Below are 16441 nucleotides of genomic sequence, written 5' to 3' on the forward strand. Positions count from 1 at the left end.
TCCAAAATCTCAAATCTAAAATCCAAAATTGAATTGCTCAATGCCCTATTTTGCCGTAGGCTTGAGAGCTAACAACATCTCTAATTGACTGGTAGATTTATCAGGGCTATTGGCGGTAAAACCAAGGCCACGAATAGAACTCAGGATGGTGACGGTATCGGCGTTAGATGATACAAAACTATTGAACAGGGGAACCGTTTTAGTTTTATCCATATCCAGGTAGAAATAGCCACCGTTGGGCTTTTGCAAAGAACCAGTAACGGCTTTGAAGGCGTCGCTAGTATCAAGGGATGGATTTTTACGATCGCTAATTGCGTCAGCAATTGGGCCACCAAGAGCTACAAATACAGTATCTTGGTCTAGCCAACCATGTGCCAATAAAGCTCCTTGCTGGGGGATTTGCCATTCAGTTACGTCTTTACCACCAATATTTCTATTAGCGACGTTGATTCGTTGGGTTTTCGCAAGGGTATCCAATTTTGTCAAGGTGGCTTCGGCAGTTTTGCGATCGCTAGTATCAAATACTAAAGCACCGCCAAAACCAACACTCGCTAATACTCCTTGATTTGATGGAATCGCACCAAGGGCGAATTCCCCATTCATCCAGCCAAAAACATCCTTATCCAGGTCAATATTCACGAGTTTCAGTTGTCCTCGCGCTTGTTCCAGAGCTTGCTTCATTTCTGGATAATCTTTTGATTGTTCTACTAGCGTTTCCCAGCTACGGCTGATGCCATTACCGCTAATCAGAGCAAAGGTATTAGTCGGAAATTGCCCGACTATATTCCCAGGACTTGATTGATACTGAAATTTATTTAGTTGCGGATCTAAATTAGCGATCGCTTTTACCCGCACTCCCGCATCATCAACACCAATACCCGCTACCACAGATTTGATCTGCTTTAGTTGCGTCAAGGTTTGCGGAGGTAATTGCTTTGCCTGCGGATTTGCAGCGACTAATTGCTGTACCATTCCGGCATAGTCTGGTACATAAATTTGGGCAAGGCTGTTTTTAACATCCACTCCTTTCAGAATGCTGCTAGCACCTTCTTTACTCGCGAAAGAAGACTGTCCTTTAAACGTATCAATTGCTTTTTCTACAGCTTGCTTTTCGGGGGCTAATACCAGCTGACTATTATTTAAAACTACGCTATATGTCGGCTTGCCATTTTGGGTAGTTTCGACAATTTTTTGACCTTGATAGTCAGATTCTTGTAATTTCACCCCTTTTTGTGACTTCAATTTGTTAGCAAAATTCAACGCGCTGAGTTTGTCTTTGATTCCCACTACTATCAGGATATTTGCTTCCTGCTGTAAATTTGCTGGTACATTAGGTGCGCCAGAGGGCACATTTAACTGTGCCGGTTTTACAGGATTTGGTGGCAGTACAGCAATCATCACACCACCAGCCCAAGGCTTGATGTCTTTTTCATAAGAAACGTTACTATCACTGAACATTTGCTTATTAAAATCTTCCAGACCTTTCGCCACTAATTTTTGTGCTTCTGGAGTGCCAAACTGCTGTAATTTTGCCCAAGCTTCAGGGTCAGTAGTAATATAAGTTGCCATCAATGCTGTTGAAGGTACTACCTTAGCACTGCCTAGAGCATCTGAACTACCTCCAGATGGGCCGCCTTTAAAATACATGTAAGCTACTATACTTCCTACTACAACTACAGCAGCACCAACAGCAGGAATGAGAAATTTTGATTTACTTTCAGGCATTTTGTTATCCTCTTTTGCTCAGATTGTCACCGAGATTTATACAAGTGTCATTGTAGAGTTTTCGGATTTATTAATATTTTCCGCTCATTGATCGGTATTTACTGATAAAATTAGTAGTCCTATAAGTTAGCAGTCTAAGAATTACTCTCAAAAATAATTCCAAGAGATGATGAGCAAATCCGCAAATGATATGCTGTTCCTCTCAAACAAAATAGCCTGATTAGTAACAGCAAGCTATCCTAAGTTATAAGAATAATTAGGAGTATTTGTACTTAATGAGAATTTATCGAGGTGCAAGAGACTCTTGACTCAATGACCAAAAAGTGCAGAACATCAGGAAAAATAAATGCGGTAGGGATATGGAAAAATTCCCAGGATCGCTAGCCGATCTTCGGAAGTTCGGGTGAGAGTCATTTCAGCCCCCCAATCCCCAAGGTGAATTTTCACCTCCATAATGCCCTATTAATTTGGGAAATACAGATACCGCTATTTAGCTTAACAACATCCAACCAAGCCAGACTTTTCAGGATTACAAGGTCAGTAAGGATCAATGTCGAAGTCTTATTTTGATACAGATAATAACGGACACAAACCTTTTGAGTTACCGGGAGCAAGACCACACTACAACCCCGATCGCCCCGGACAAGTAGAGCATATTTTTCTCGATCTCAGTTTGGATATTCCTAACCAAAGCTATCAGGGCAGTTGTAGCATTCGCCTCTTACCAATCCGTAATGGCATTGATCGTTTAACTTTGGATGCTGTCAACCTGAATATTGAGTCTGTGCAGGTGGACGAAGTGCCACAAAATTTTGACTATGACGGGGAACAGCTTTCCATTCAACTTTCTGAGGCAACCCAGGTTGGTAAACGCTTGCTGATTGCGATCGCTTACTCCGTGGTAAAACCGCAACGCGGTATTTACTTTATCCAACCAGACAAGCACTACCCAAACAAGCCTACTCAAGTTTGGACTCAGGGAGAAGACGAAGACTCTCGCTTTTGGTTCCCCTGTTTTGACTATCCAGGACAACTATCTACTTCGGAAATTCGCGTCCGTGTTCCCAACCCTCTCGTGGCAATTTCCAACGGCGAATTAATTGACACCACAGAAGATGGTGATTACAAAATCTATCATTGGTCACAGCAACAAGTTCATCCTACCTACTTAATGACTTTAGCCGTAGGTGATTTTGCTGAAATTCGCGATGAGTGGAAGGGTAAACCAGTCACCTACTACGTAGAAAAAGGACGGGAGGAAGATGCTAAACGCAGCATGGAAAAAACTCCCCGAATGATCGAATTTTTGAGTCAAAAGTATGGTTATCCCTACCCTTTTCCGAAATACGCCCAAGTTTGCGTCGATGACTTCATCTTTGGCGGTATGGAAAACACTTCCACAACCCTGTTAACAGATAGATGTTTGCTGGATGAACGTGCTGCCCTAGATAACCGTAACACCGAAGCTTTAGTAGTCCACGAACTCGCGCACCAGTGGTTTGGTGATTTGGTGGTGATTAAGCATTGGTCTCATGCTTGGATTAAAGAAGGGATGGCTTCTTACTCTGAGGTGATGTGGACAGAACAGGAATATAGTCTCCCAGAAGCAGCTTACTATCGTTTATTGGAAGCTCGTCGTTACTTAAGTGAAGATAGCAGCCGTTATCGCCGGCCAATGGTAACGCACGTTTACCGAGAAGCTATTGAACTTTACGATCGCCACATCTACGAAAAAGGGTCTTGTGTTTATCACATGATTCGGGCCCAATTGGGAGATGAATTATTTTGGCAGGCAATTCAAACATTTGTCCGAGATAATGCCCACAAAACCGTAGAGACAATAGACTTGCTCAGAGCGATTGAAAAAGCTACGGGACGTAATCTTTTGTTCCTCTTTGACCAATACGTTTATCGTGGTGGTCATCCCGATTTTAAAGTAGCTTACTCTTGGGATGGGGATGCCAATTTGGCCAAAATAACAGTGACTCAAACCCAAGCTGCTGAAGGTAAAAATGGCAGTAAGGATTTGTTTGATTTAAAAATACCTATCGGTTTTGGCTATGTACAGCAAGATTCATCTACCAAAGCCAACACTTCATTTTCAGCACTAACTACTTTTACTGTGCGCGTGAATGAACGCGAACAAAGCTTCTACTTTCCCCTAGAAAATAAGCCCCAATTTATCAGCTTTGATGTTGGAAATAATTATCTAAAAACAGTAGCTTTAGAATATCCAATTGCGGAGTTAAAAGCACAGTTAGAATTTGATCCCGACCCAATTTCGCGTATTTATGCAGCAACAGCTTTAGCGAAAAAAGGCGGCTTGGAAGCAATCATTGCACTGTCTAAGTCGCTCAAAAATGACCCATTGTGGGGTGTGCGTGTGGAAGTGGCGAAGCAACTAGCCAAAATCAATTTAGATCAAGCTTTTGATGCCTTAGTGACTGGGTTAAAAGATAAAAATGCTTACGTGCGACGAGCTGTAGTAGAAGCACTTAATCAAATCAAAACTGCTGAAAGCTATAAACTTTTGAGAGGAATCTTGCAAAAGGGCGATCCTAGCTATTACGTGGAAGCTGCTGCTTCTCGTGTGATTGGGGCGATCGCATCAGCAAACTTGGAAGACAAACCCAAGGAAGACAAGGTATTAAAGCTGCTGAAATCAGTTTTAGAAGAAAAAGCAGGTTGGAATGAAGTTGTGCGGAGTGGAGCTGTTGCTGGTTTAGCTGAATTCACAACCTCAGAAGCAGCTTTAAATCTGCTCATCGAATACACCAAACTCGGTGTACCACAACCCCTACGTTTAGCGACAATTCGCGCTTTGGGAAAGATTTCTGTAGGTCAAAGTCCGGCTAATTTGGAACGGATTTTAGAAAAATTAACAGAACTCGCTAAAGAAACCTTCTTTTTAACCCAAATAGCCGTAGCCGCAGCCTTAGGACAAATGGAAACACCCAAAGCCGTGGGGATTTTGCGATCGCTAGCTGAACAAACAGCCGATGGGCGTGTACGTCGCTCTGCTGAAGAAGAAATTTCCAAAGTGCAAAAGAACATTGGTTCAGAAAAAACCCTGCGTCAATTGCGTGAAGATTTCGACCAACTCAAACAACAAAACCAGGAATTAAGAAGCCGTTTAGAAAACTTGGAGGCCAAATCTAAATAGCACTACGTGATAATTAAAATTAGCTAATTGGTAATTGGTAATTGCGGCGAAACCACTACCAATTACTAAATTTTTACTTAACGCTGTAATTTTTATTGTGGACACACTAAATATTGTATTTTCCACTTAAATCGCAGGGTATAAATAAACATAATACAAAGATCCCCGACTTCTGTAAGAAGTCGGGGATCTTTATGTTGTAAGTGGTTACTGAGTTCTCATCTCTTCCTTCAATTTGCATACATAAGCAAATATCTATATTTATATAAAGGATAGTTAAGAAAAGATAAAATCGTCTGGAGGCTGGATAATTAGTTGTAGTTTTATAAAGTATAATTAAGAAAAAGATAAACAAATCTAGGCAGTATATAGATACTAAAATCGCCTCGAACACTATCCCCAAAGGTAGAGTTCTAGTTGTTTTAGATAAAAAACTACCGCTATCCTGAACTTGCAACTAACTTGTGAGTCAAGAGAAAAACAATCATTGTAAATTTTTCAGTTGAAGAGGCAAAAAAAGGCGTGGGTCAGTATCAACCTACTCAGCTAAAACTCTATAATCCAGATGCGATCGCTCGCTACTATAGTTACCGTCCCTGGTTAGCCTGGGGGCGACTGCTGAGAATTATCTCCTCTTTTGCAGGATTTATATTCAATCTGAAGTGGGACGAATGGCAAGATCGAGTTGAGCAGAACAAGGGTAAACGAGCTATCCAGTTGCGAGAACTGCTCACCAACCTCGGCCCGACTTTTATTAAAGTTGGTCAAGCCCTCTCCACCAGACCAGACCTCATACGCAAAGATTTTTTAGAAGAACTGATCAAGTTACAAGATCAGTTACCACCTTTCGATAATGCGACCGCTTACCAGATAATTGAAACTGAACTAGACCGCCCCATTCACGAAAGCTTTAGCGAACTCTCACCTAATCCAGTAGCGGCTGCTAGCTTAGGTCAAGTTTATCGGGGTCGTCTAGTTAGCGGCGAAGAAGTTGCCGTAAAGGTGCAACGCCCCAACTTACACCCGGTAATCACACGCGACCTATATCTGATGCGTTGGGCGGCAAGTTGGCTAGCTCCTTGGTTGCCTTTAAATCTCGGCCATGACCTGACTTTAATTGTGGACGAGTTTGGCACGAAGTTATTTGAAGAAATTGACTATATTAATGAAGGCCGCAACGCCGAGAAATTTGCCAGCAACTTTCGCAACGACCCGCAAGTAAAAGTTCCAGGCATTTACTGGCGTTACACCAATACCCACGTTTTAACCCTGGAATGGATTGATGGCTTTAAGCTGACGGATACTCAACACATCCGCGAAATAGGTTTAGACCCAGAAGCAATTATCCAAATTGGCGTTACCTCAGGATTGCAACAGCTTTTAGAATATGGCTTCTTCCATGCTGACCCTCATCCTGGTAACTTGTTTGCCGTGCCTGATGGTCGTATGGCTTACATTGATTTCGGTATGATGGATCAGTTGGAAGAAAGCACCAAAGAAACACTGGTAGATGCGCTAGTGCATTTGGTGAATAAAGACTACACCGACTTAGCCGAAGACTTTGTAAAATTAGGGTTTCTGACTCCAGACACGAATATTTGTCCGATAGTGCCAGCATTAGAAGCAGTACTAGGAAACGCTATTGGTAAAAATGTCAAGGATTTTAACTTCAAAACTATTACCGATGAATTTTCGGAACTGATGTACGAATATCCTTTCCGAGTCCCGGCGAAGTTTGCTTTGATTATTCGTTCCCTGGTAACTCAAGAAGGTATTGCCCTGAGCCTCAACCCAGATTTCAAAATTGTGGAAGTGGGTTATCCCTACATAGCGCGGCGGTTGCTGACAGGGGAATCACCGGAATTACGACGACGATTATTGAATGTGTTGTTCAAAGATGGTAAATTTCAGTGGCAGCGATTAGAGAATTTAATTGCGATCGCACGTACCGATAACAACTTTGATGTATTGCCCACAGCTCAGATGGGATTCCAATACTTAATGTCGGAAGAAGGCAAGTTTCTGAGGCGACAGTTAGTGCTTGCTCTCACCGAAGATGACCGCCTCCATACCGAAGATGTCCAACGCCTGTGGAACCTGGTTAAAGATGACTTAAAACCAGATCGTTTATTCAATGTAGCGATCGGTATTTTAACAGAGTTATCCAGAGAGGGTGCCGCTGCTATCCTCCCAAAAGCTACATTACTTGGATCTTTTGCTGAAAACCAGTCAACAAATAAAAACTAAAAAATCTTTAATATAAACCAGGAGTTTTCATGTACTATTTCCCTGAGCAACCGCCTTATTTTCTCTTACTGGTTGGTTTTCTGACAGCATTAACATCTGGTTTAGCATTATCTGGCACTTTAAAATTAATTGTGCAGCAATGGCCAAGCCAGCGTACAGAAAATACTAAACCACGTTCCTCACTGAAACAGTTATTTGTACCATTTATTGGCATAACTGGCGGTACTTGTATATTTCTCTCTTCAGGTTTAGAGATATTTGGCTTTCCCTCCTCTTTAGCTTTAGGAGTCGGTCTACCAATTAGTCTCTTTACTTGTTTATTAGTTTGGTTGCAGTTGGGAAGTATGATGACCTTTATAGAACGCGAAGGTATGCAATCTTTAGATTTAGATTCTTTTTCTTAGATAAGTTGTCGTGCATCTGCACGCACAGCTATAAAATTTTGTAGACTTACATTTGTCAGCAGCCTAACAAGCTTACTTATTTAGTAATTCTATCCTTTAAATTACGATAGTTAAGCTTAATATTATTGATTTTCTGATTGAAAAAACTTGTAGTAGTCTTTTTCAGACGTACTAGCGGACTCTGAGACCTAAAGCTTTTTGGTCTTTGCTCTGGCGATTTTAAATACCTATAATGCAAAAACACATCTCGATATGGAATATTAGCATCTTCACCAGCACAAAGTTGAGTAAAGTTTGAGGAACTGATACTCATATAGTGTATATAAGTCAGCCGCCGTCCTTGGTCATAGAGGATATTATCTACTGCATCAAATTGAGAACTCCAGTGATTACCAGTTGCCTGTTCGCAGTCATAAAAAGCAAAGTTATAATAAGAAATTCCACTTCTCAATACCATGTAGTTAAATAAAGATTGGTCAGGTGCTAAAAAAGCCATGACATCAGCTTCACCTGCTGTTAACTTTTCAATTAACTCGGCTCTGACAGTTGCAGAAAAAACATTTTTCTTAGTAGCAAACCAACCAGCACAAAATACTTTAGATTGCAAATTATCTGATTTAAAAACTTGCTGCATAAGCTCTGGTGAACCATCAAAAATAAATTTCAAATCAGACTTATACTGAAAATCATTGACTACCCAATCATAATTATCTAATTTTTCATATACATAATCTACGGGCCCCATTAACAACGTATCTGCATCAAAATAAATAAATCTATCAAAGGGGCCATCCACAGCACAAAATTTCCGGTGCATTGGTAACTCATAGAGTTCTGGAAAGCCCCACTCTCGCCAAGTTTTTTGCGCTCTAGGATAATTTTTCCATATCTGAGTAGCAAAGTTATCCCAATAAGCGATGGAATCAGCATCTTCAAACAAAGTGATATTATCTCTAGATGCAATCTCTGCTTTTACCTTGTCTAACCGATTATTATATGGAAGTATACAAATAGGAATTTTCCTACCAGCATTAGCTTCTATACTGTTGAGCAACGCAATCAATTGGTCATAGACAACATCATTGGCTAAGATGTAAATGCCATCAATCATTGGGATACTCCTAAATATTAAGTGCGGGCAACAACAAAGGGAAATAAACGGCGAGTCAGTTTGGGGATAAAAGCGAATTTACCCTCATGGAGATAGCGATAGTGTTCCCATAATTGCCAATAAGGACTACCAGTTTTCATCCGTGTACCAGCCCAGTGCAGATATTTTAGTCTCTGTCCTCGGTCATAGAGAGCATATTCTCGCTGTTGGAAATTTTGCGAACCTGCCCAACTACCAGGGCCTCCCCCAGGAATTTTGACGAGATTTCCACGTTTGGCAATTAGTTTGAGAACAAGATAATTTAAAATTGGTTGGTCTGTAACTCCTTCAGAAAAATCAAAATATTCGCGATGCGTTGCACACTCGCGCAAAGTTTCATCCATCTGTTGTTCGGTAATAATTCCTTTTCTCGAAGCCCAAAAACCGCTGTTGAAAACATCTTGAAGTTGGGCATCGGAAAAAATTTGCTGCTCTTTGACAAATGGGGAAAAGATATTTCGCAGCTTGTCATTAGCATGATGGTAATCACAACAGAAGAAATCGACTTCTGAAAGTTTGTCTAAATTGTCGGCGATTTTTTCAAAAACGACAATATCCGTATCAATATAAATAAATTCATCTAAAGGCCCAAACCACGCTACCAATTTACGCATTTTGTTGGGTAAGGCGAGGAAATCGCGATCAAAAATTTCTCCGATGCGTTTGGTAAATGTATCAATAAGTTCTAAATCTGGAAAAATTTGGACGTTGTGTAAGGTAGCAAGTTGTTCGGCTACTTTGTGATAATTGTCATTAAAAGGTATGAGATAAACGGTAACTTCTTGGTCATAGTAACGAATGCTATTAAGTAAAGCAATAGCATTATCGATAACTCGATCATTGGCAACTATATAAATGCCCCTACTCATAAATTATCCTTGGTTAATTAACTTAAGTTTTCGCAAAGCTCTTGTAAGTAAATTTGTTACTGGAGCGTCATTATAACTTCTAGGAGGATTTATAAATACTGGACGCTTCTCTGGCTCATGCAGGTAACGATAATAGAGAAATAAATCTCGATAGGGAAAATCAATATTGTCTCCAGCGCAGACTGCTTGATTAATATTAGGAGGAATACCAATGTAATGAAGGTAGGTTAGTCGATTACCTTTGTCATAAAGAAGGTGTTCTCGTTCTTCAAAGTGCTTAGATGTGGCAGAACATCCCGTCTTTTCATTATCTGGTAGTTGGCGAGCAAAGTTATAAATAGCCAGATTAGACCTCATTACCATGTAGTTGAGCAGTGGTTGTTCACCAGCACCGCCATACAAAATTTCTGCCTCCCCATTTTTTAAATAAGATATCAGTAAATCTCTCTGTTGTGAGTTAAATATTCCTCGTTTTGCGCCATAGAAACCTGAGCAAAATATTTCGGAATCAATGCGCTTTTGCTCAAAAGTTTCTAGTAATTTGGGAGAATTAACATTATATATTTTGCTAACGTCTTTAAATTGGAAATCGTAGACGACAAAATCATAAGTATCTAGCTTTTCAAACACTGTTGCTAGTGAGTTCATCACCAAGGTGTCTGCATCTAAATAAATAAACTTATCGAATGGCCCATCAAAGGCACAAAAACGACGGTGAGCGCCATACAACCGTGATTTACTCCGATTCAATCGTTCTGGTGCTGCTGAGAGCATAAATTGATCCCAGCGGTTGATTGATTCTTGATCATCGTAAAGAAATACATTAGGGCGTTTAGCTATTTCATCAGCAATTCGCTGTGTCTGATCATCGAAAGGATAGATACAAACAGGAGTTTCTGAACCTAAGATAACATCAATACTGTTGAGCAAAGCTACCAGCTGATCGAAAACATAATCATTGCCAAGGGTACAAATACCATTCATAATTTATGAGTGTTGATCGACAAAGTTTGATAACCAGTTAAGCAGGTTTAATTTGTGTAAGATAATTTGACGTGCTTCTGCGATCGCATCTTTGGCAGCATACCAAGCATCAGGTGTAGCTGTCACTTCTTTGATGTAAGCAATGCCTTTCTCATCTAAACTGGGCAATCTTAAAAAACTACCCGGTGGCAATAATTTATCAGCTGCCGGCCCGCCATAATAAATTGGCAAACACCAAGCAAGCAAACTATCCCAAAGTTTCTCACTTACATACCAATTATTATCAGCATAGTTTTCAATGGCCAGATTGTAATAATATGGTGCCATGCCATACCATTTGTTACCTAGCTCTCCCGATTTATTCGCCCATCCTGGTAAGTTACGCCCATACAAATCGAACTTAATGCCACTAGATTGTAGTGACTGCAAAAAGTCTAAACGTTCACGATGTTTAGCAGTTCGGCTAATTCCTGAAGTAATCCAACTACATGGAGCAACCTTTTGGGGCGGTGGCATTTCATTCAAATCTTGAAATGAATTTGAATGATACCAAATAGCAGGCATATAGTCGGGAGTGGGAGCAAAATCATCGGGTCCAGAAATGTAGCCGCAATACTTTTGGGCTTGTTGGTAATTATAATTAGTTATTTCTACAATTTCATCTAAAGGCGGTTCTCGTAGTAAATAAATAATCCGATCTTTACTCACACCACGCAGTAGAGAATCAACATTAACTGCTGATTTTTGCTGGCGTTTGCGAAAACTATCTAACCAAGATTTTTGTGGCGATGCTTGGGGAAAATCAAATTGATACATTAGCAGAAAATCTGGTTTTACTGCTAGTGTTTGCATTTGTATATTGCCCCAATTTCCAAATTGATGCGGGGTTTGTTGCCATAGCCAATCGGCTCTAGTTTCTAAACCTCGATAGCTGCTAATCATTCCGACAGTTGTAATAGTCATTTTAGTTATTAGTCATTAGTCATTAGTTATCTTACTTAACCTCCTTCATTCTTCCTTATGCGATAAATACGGAAGTAGAGATTTATCAACATAACTAAGAATTTTTGCCGCTCGATTTTCCCAAGAAAACTGCTTGACAAACTCGATACTATCTGGATAACCCTCTATTCTTCTGGGATGAGTTTCTAAAACCCGCTTCAGACTTTCGGTAAATTTGCTGGGGTTATCTGGTTCACACCAAGCAGCGATCGCTTGGGTATCTTGAAACTCAACTAATGATGGAATCTCTGTCGATACAATGGGAGTTCCAGAGGCGAAGTAGTCAAATAGCTTTAAAGGAGATGTAAAACTTGCAGCTTTGCCCGAACAATGGGGGTGAGCTAAAACATCGGCTGCTTGTAGCAAAGATGCTAACTCATTATGCAAAATATATCCCAAAAATTTAATATTATTAACCTGCTTTTCTTTTACCAATCGCTGATAATATTCAACTTCTGTTGGCTTACCACCTGCACAGGCAAATTGCACATTAGGCATTTCTTTAGCTACATCAATTAGTACATCAATCCCTTTAAATTGCTGTAGCGCTCCCGCATAAACTATCAATTTTTGGCTGTCGTTTTGCAAGAGCTTTTGACGCCATTCTGCGGCCTTTTCCGGTTGTCTCTCCATAAATAAACGATTAAAACCATTGTGTAGCTTAATCACTTTTTCTGGTGGCATCCCATTTTTAATCATACTTTCGCGGATGGTTTCAACAACAGTGACAGCAATTTGCAACAACGGATTTTTAACAATTTCTGGCTCAAATGGCTTGTCTTCGTGGTGGTGATGTTCGTAAATTGCGGGAACGCCATTTTTAATGGCAGCTTTGACAAAATTCCAGTTGCGACTATGGACAAGTTTAGTAGTCGGAATTATGTGAAATGGTAAATAATACTTGCTGGCAATGGTGTTAGAGTCAGTAAATTTGCTCCGAAAATGGTCAATAGGCCAAGGCATCGGTAAGGGAGCAACTTTTAGTTTGTCATGGAGGTTGTAATATTTAACAAGTTCTATTGGTGTTTGTCTTGGTTGAAAAGGACGAGCTAGATTAGCTAGATTCGTCAATTTTGCTCCTTTGTCAGGGTATACTAAAACTGTTGAGTATCCCAAGTTGGCGGCGGCGTTAGCTGCATTTGTAGACTGTACTAAGTGAGCTTCTGGTTGCGGCAACTCTTCACCAATGAAAAAAATGTAGTGTTTTTTTAAAGCAGGATTTTTCATAAGTTTAGATACTAATACTATTTTCAAATTTTTCTAAAGTATCGAGCAGATATATAGCAGATTCATAACATTCATTAATTAAGGTATTTTGTTTTTCTATGGTAGATATCAAATTGTCATCTAGAGAGCGGAGAGAGCTAAGTATGAGGTTGAGAGAAGTACGAAACTCAATAGAGATGTAATTAAATTCTTCATAATAGGTATTTGTAATATCTTTATTTTGCTCAGAAATTGAGACTAATTGCCCTTTTTTCTGTAAGTTAATAACATCCTCAAAAACATCAATGGTGTTGAGAATTCTCCAAGCTGATTTGTAAGAGTTTTCAATTAATTCCTGCCGTTCTTGGGAATTGTCTACTAGATCATCAAGTAATAAGCGCAGTAACCCAATCATCGAGTTCATCTGCGTCCGAATTTCGTGAGAGATGCGAAGCCAGCTTTGATTGTGTTTAGCAGCTTCAGGATATTCAGCAAATTTTTTAGAGTTTAGGCGCATTGCCTTGATAATTTTTGTCTGAATCAAGTTTTTACTAGGGCGATCGCTAAATTGCATTGAGTAGAGGCGTGAATAGTAAGCACCCTTTTTTAAAAGTTCTTCATGGGTTCCTACCTCTACCACCTGTCCTTGATCTAATACGGCTATTTGATGAGCTTTTTGGACTGTGGAAAGGCGGTGAGCAATGACTAGGGTGGTGCGATCGCGACTCAAGTCGTCGAGTGCAGCCTGTACTAAGCGTTCGGAAACCGTATCTAAAGCACTGGTGGCTTCATCTAAAATCAGAATTTCGGGATTTTGCAGGAGGGCGCGGGCAATCGCTAATCTTTGCCTTTGTCCACCAGATAACATGACGCCGCGATCGCCAATTAAGGTTTCAAATTCCTGAGGCAATTTGCTAATAAACTCATAAGCATTGGCCCGCTTGGCTGCTGTCAGAATTTCATCATCACTAGCCTCTGCTCGCCCGTAGGCGATGTTATTTCGCACCGAGTCATTAAAAAGAAAGGTATCTTGACTGACAATTCCCATCCGCTTTCGTAGGGATACAAGATCGAACTCCCGCAAATCGATGCCGTCAATGCTGATACTGCCAGCGATCGGATCGTAGAATCTGGGCAAAAGGTCGGCCAAAGTCGATTTACCAGCACCAGAACCACCTACCAATGCTAAGGTCGTGCCATGCGGTAAATATAAACTCACATCTTTGAGTACCAACTTCTCATGACCAGGGTAGGCAAAGCAAAGAGAATTAAAAGACACCCCTTCTTTTAATTTTGTATAGGGAAGCTTCCCTTTGTCCATGAATGGCTTATCGTCCAGGCTTAAAAACTCATTGGCAGCATCCACACTGGCGGCAGTACTGGCAAAGTTGCTGCGAATAGTATTTAACTGAGAAATCAGTGGCAGTACTCGCAGCAGTACTAATAAATATGTCAGAAGTACAGTAGAAAGAGAAGAAACTTGGTTAGCAAAGAAAGTTTTACTCAAAAGTACAATCAGCAGTATAGCTGTAATACCCATCACCTCACTCAGGGGTGTAATCGCTTCCGAATTCACCTGAGATTTGAAATCTGCTGATTCGCGATCGCGAATTAATTTTTTAATCCGTTGATATTCTTTTTCTTCATTTCCCGTTGCCTTTACCAGTCGAATTCCATTCAGGGTTTCTAGTATAGAGATTGAGTATGCTCTAGACATCTCACTCAGCTGCTTCCCAAAAGTTTTAGACCGAGAAATCGCATACTGATTTATTAACGTCACTAACGATAGCAAAAGCGTTGCAATAATTGTCAACTGCCAAGATATTGATAGCAATAATCCGACAAAAACTAAAATTGTGATTCCTAAAATAACTATCTTAACCGTACTACTTATAGCACTAGCAGCCCGACCAACTTCTCCACCAAGACGGTTGATTAAATCGCCAACTTTTGTTTTGGCATAATAATCTATATCAACATCCAGTAATAGCCTTAAGCCATTTTCGCGCATATCCGATGTCAACTTTCGGCTTAAAGAGCTTGATGCTAATGAACTGGCATAATTAGCTAAGTTCTTTAAAATAATTGTAAAGATAATCGCTCCAGCCATTACTCCTACTCTGTAAGTCTCTGGAGTATTATCAAAGGGAGACATAATCTTTTTAAGGATTGGGGGAGCCGTAGTTAAATCTATTTGTTGCCCCACAATTTTTAAAACCACTGGCACAATTAAAGCTGTGCTGATCCCATTAAATAAAGCTCCAGAAAATCCTAACAATATTGTTAGCAAAATCAAGCCTGGATATGGTTTAGCGAATCTTAGTAGTAGTTTTCTGGTAGACATTGGATATTTTTATGACACTTTTACTTATTAATATTATTCACAAAATTACTTGCCAAATAAAGCTAATCATCAAATAAATAGGGTACTGGGTACTCGGTACTGGGAAATAAAAATATGATTAAGATTTGGTTGGGTTCCCAATCCCTAATCCCCAATCTCTAATCCCTAATCAAGATTCACAACTGAGAAATTACTAACTTGAGGGTGGAAGCCATCGCTTCTATGCTATAGTGTTCCACACACCTTTCTCTTGCCTTGATACCTTGCTGGTTTGCTGACTCTAAATTCTGAAAAATCAATTGAATTTGTTCAGCAAGTTGTTCAGGAGAAGCAGGTTCGACTAAATAACCAGTATCACCTAAAATTTTGGGAATATCTCCAACACGCGTTGATAATACAGGTTTAGCCATTGCCATTCCATCTGTCAACTTCAGGGGAAATTGAGCGCGAGTTTCTGGGGTGTTTCGCTGGGGAACGACTACAATATGAGCTGCTGCTACTAAATCAGGCATAACATCAGCTGGATACTTTGGTAATTTAATAATCCAGCGTCCCCACTTTTGTTGGAGTTGTCGATCGTAATCATCATAGGGACTACCACCTACAATCACTAGTCTTAAGTCTGGTTGATTAATTTTATCCAATGCCATGAGAATATCTTCTAGACCTTTGTAGGGTCTTGGCGCACCAGGAAACATTAAAATACGATATTCAGATAAACCATAACGATTTCTGCTGGACTCAGCATCATATCGAGTGGGATCGAATAAAGAAATATCTTTACCATTAGGAACAAATGTACCGCCAAAACGCTGCTGCAAAAATTCAGTATGCACTGTCACAGCATCAGCATGACTTACTAAACCTTCCATCCATTTCACATACAAAGGATGATAAGGATTCCTAAGTGCGCCGTCTGGTTTCAATAATTCTCTGGCTAATTTTTTAGGTGTGGGACTATAATGCCAGTCATCGCCACCATACCAACTGAGTTCCCAATCATCTATATCTAAAATTAACGGTTTTCTGCTAAATATTTTGTTTAGTAGAGCTACTCCAAAACTCGCTATTTGTGGTTTGATAGCATAAACTATATCTCCATTAATATTTGGTAAAAATTTACTAATCTCTCCAAAAAACTCTGGGAAATTTTTGCCTGGTAAATTATAAACTTTTAATTCTGATGGTAAATTTCGATATAAGTTATTTCCAAATAAAAACCCCATAATTTCAACTTCATATTTTAAAGTTCTGAGGGCTGTTGCTATCAAGTATGCACGCAAAATAGCTGCACTTGATAAATCTGAAACTAACAGCGATATCTTGGAAAAGTTTTTCACGATTTTT

11 protein-coding genes are annotated in these 16441 nt (G+C 39.9%); 3 read left to right on the forward strand and 8 right to left on the reverse strand.

Features of this window, described 5'->3' with window-relative positions:
* Positions 1-45 precede the first annotated feature (45 nt).
* Positions 46-1725, reverse strand: a complete 1680-nt coding sequence (locus FD723_RS19445) for a DUF3352 domain-containing protein (protein ID WP_179066799.1) — start codon at positions 1723-1725, stop codon at positions 46-48.
* 550 nt (positions 1726-2275) lie between these two features.
* Here FD723_RS19445 and FD723_RS19450 point away from each other — a divergent pair.
* From FD723_RS19450 to FD723_RS19460, 3 genes are all read left to right on the forward strand, one after another.
* Positions 2276-4888, forward strand: coding sequence for a M1 family metallopeptidase (locus FD723_RS19450; RefSeq protein WP_179066800.1), 2613 nt, complete (start codon positions 2276-2278; stop codon positions 4886-4888).
* Positions 4889-5410: 522 nt separating this feature from the next.
* On the forward strand, positions 5411-7135 hold the full coding sequence (locus FD723_RS19455; RefSeq protein ID WP_179066801.1) for an AarF/ABC1/UbiB kinase family protein: 1725 nt from the start codon (positions 5411-5413) through the stop codon (positions 7133-7135).
* A 29-nt stretch (positions 7136-7164) separates the two neighbouring features.
* On the forward strand, positions 7165-7539 hold the full coding sequence (locus FD723_RS19460) for a hypothetical protein (protein ID WP_179066802.1): 375 nt from the start codon (positions 7165-7167) through the stop codon (positions 7537-7539).
* 76 nt (positions 7540-7615) lie between these two features.
* Here FD723_RS19460 and FD723_RS19465 read toward each other — a convergent pair whose 3' ends face one another.
* From FD723_RS19465 to FD723_RS19495, 7 genes are all read right to left on the reverse strand, one after another.
* Positions 7616-8650 (reverse strand): Npun_R2821/Npun_R2822 family protein, encoded by a 1035-nt coding sequence (locus FD723_RS19465; protein WP_179066803.1) that lies wholly within the window; start codon positions 8648-8650, stop codon positions 7616-7618.
* A gap of 17 nt (positions 8651-8667) precedes the next feature.
* Positions 8668-9558, reverse strand: a complete 891-nt coding sequence (locus FD723_RS19470; protein ID WP_179066804.1) for an Npun_R2821/Npun_R2822 family protein — start codon at positions 9556-9558, stop codon at positions 8668-8670.
* A 3-nt stretch (positions 9559-9561) separates the two neighbouring features.
* A complete protein-coding gene (locus tag FD723_RS19475; protein ID WP_179066805.1) occupies positions 9562-10542 on the reverse strand; it encodes an Npun_R2821/Npun_R2822 family protein in 981 nt (326 codons plus the stop codon).
* A gap of 3 nt (positions 10543-10545) precedes the next feature.
* On the reverse strand, positions 10546-11505 hold the full coding sequence (locus FD723_RS19480; protein WP_179066806.1) for a glycosyltransferase family 10 domain-containing protein: 960 nt from the start codon (positions 11503-11505) through the stop codon (positions 10546-10548).
* Positions 11506-11550: 45 nt separating this feature from the next.
* Positions 11551-12771 (reverse strand): glycosyltransferase family 4 protein, encoded by a 1221-nt coding sequence (locus tag FD723_RS19485; protein WP_179066807.1) that lies wholly within the window; start codon positions 12769-12771, stop codon positions 11551-11553.
* A 4-nt stretch (positions 12772-12775) separates the two neighbouring features.
* Positions 12776-15094, reverse strand: a complete 2319-nt coding sequence (locus tag FD723_RS19490; RefSeq protein WP_179066808.1) for an ABC transporter ATP-binding protein — start codon at positions 15092-15094, stop codon at positions 12776-12778.
* A gap of 176 nt (positions 15095-15270) precedes the next feature.
* Positions 15271-16434 carry a glycosyltransferase family 4 protein gene (locus FD723_RS19495; protein WP_179066809.1) on the reverse strand — a complete coding sequence of 388 codons (1164 nt, stop codon included), beginning with the start codon at positions 16432-16434 and terminating at the stop codon, positions 15271-15273.
* Positions 16435-16441: the final 7 nt, after the last annotated feature.

The sequence above is a fragment of the Nostoc sp. C052 genome (genome assembly GCF_013393905.1).
Classification (GTDB): domain Bacteria; phylum Cyanobacteriota; class Cyanobacteriia; order Cyanobacteriales; family Nostocaceae; genus Nostoc.

Excerpts from the sequence above, each read along its gene's own strand:
- FD723_RS19465 (WP_179066803.1), bottom strand. The coding sequence starts at position 8,650 with ATGATTGATGGCATTTACATCTTAGCCAATGATGTTGTCTATGACCAA.
- FD723_RS19470 (WP_179066804.1), bottom strand. The coding sequence starts at position 9,558 with ATGAGTAGGGGCATTTATATAGTTGCCAATGATCGAGTTATCGATAAT.
- FD723_RS19480 (WP_179066806.1), bottom strand. The coding sequence starts at position 11,505 with ATGACTATTACAACTGTCGGAATGATTAGCAGCTATCGAGGTTTAGAA.
- FD723_RS19475 (WP_179066805.1), bottom strand. The coding sequence starts at position 10,542 with ATGAATGGTATTTGTACCCTTGGCAATGATTATGTTTTCGATCAGCTG.
- FD723_RS19445 (WP_179066799.1), bottom strand. The coding sequence starts at position 1,725 with ATGCCTGAAAGTAAATCAAAATTTCTCATTCCTGCTGTTGGTGCTGCT.
- FD723_RS19490 (WP_179066808.1), bottom strand. The coding sequence starts at position 15,094 with ATGTCTACCAGAAAACTACTACTAAGATTCGCTAAACCATATCCAGGC.
- FD723_RS19450 (WP_179066800.1), top strand. The coding sequence starts at position 2,276 with ATGTCGAAGTCTTATTTTGATACAGATAATAACGGACACAAACCTTTT.
- FD723_RS19460 (WP_179066802.1), top strand. The coding sequence starts at position 7,165 with ATGTACTATTTCCCTGAGCAACCGCCTTATTTTCTCTTACTGGTTGGT.
- FD723_RS19485 (WP_179066807.1), bottom strand. The coding sequence starts at position 12,771 with ATGAAAAATCCTGCTTTAAAAAAACACTACATTTTTTTCATTGGTGAA.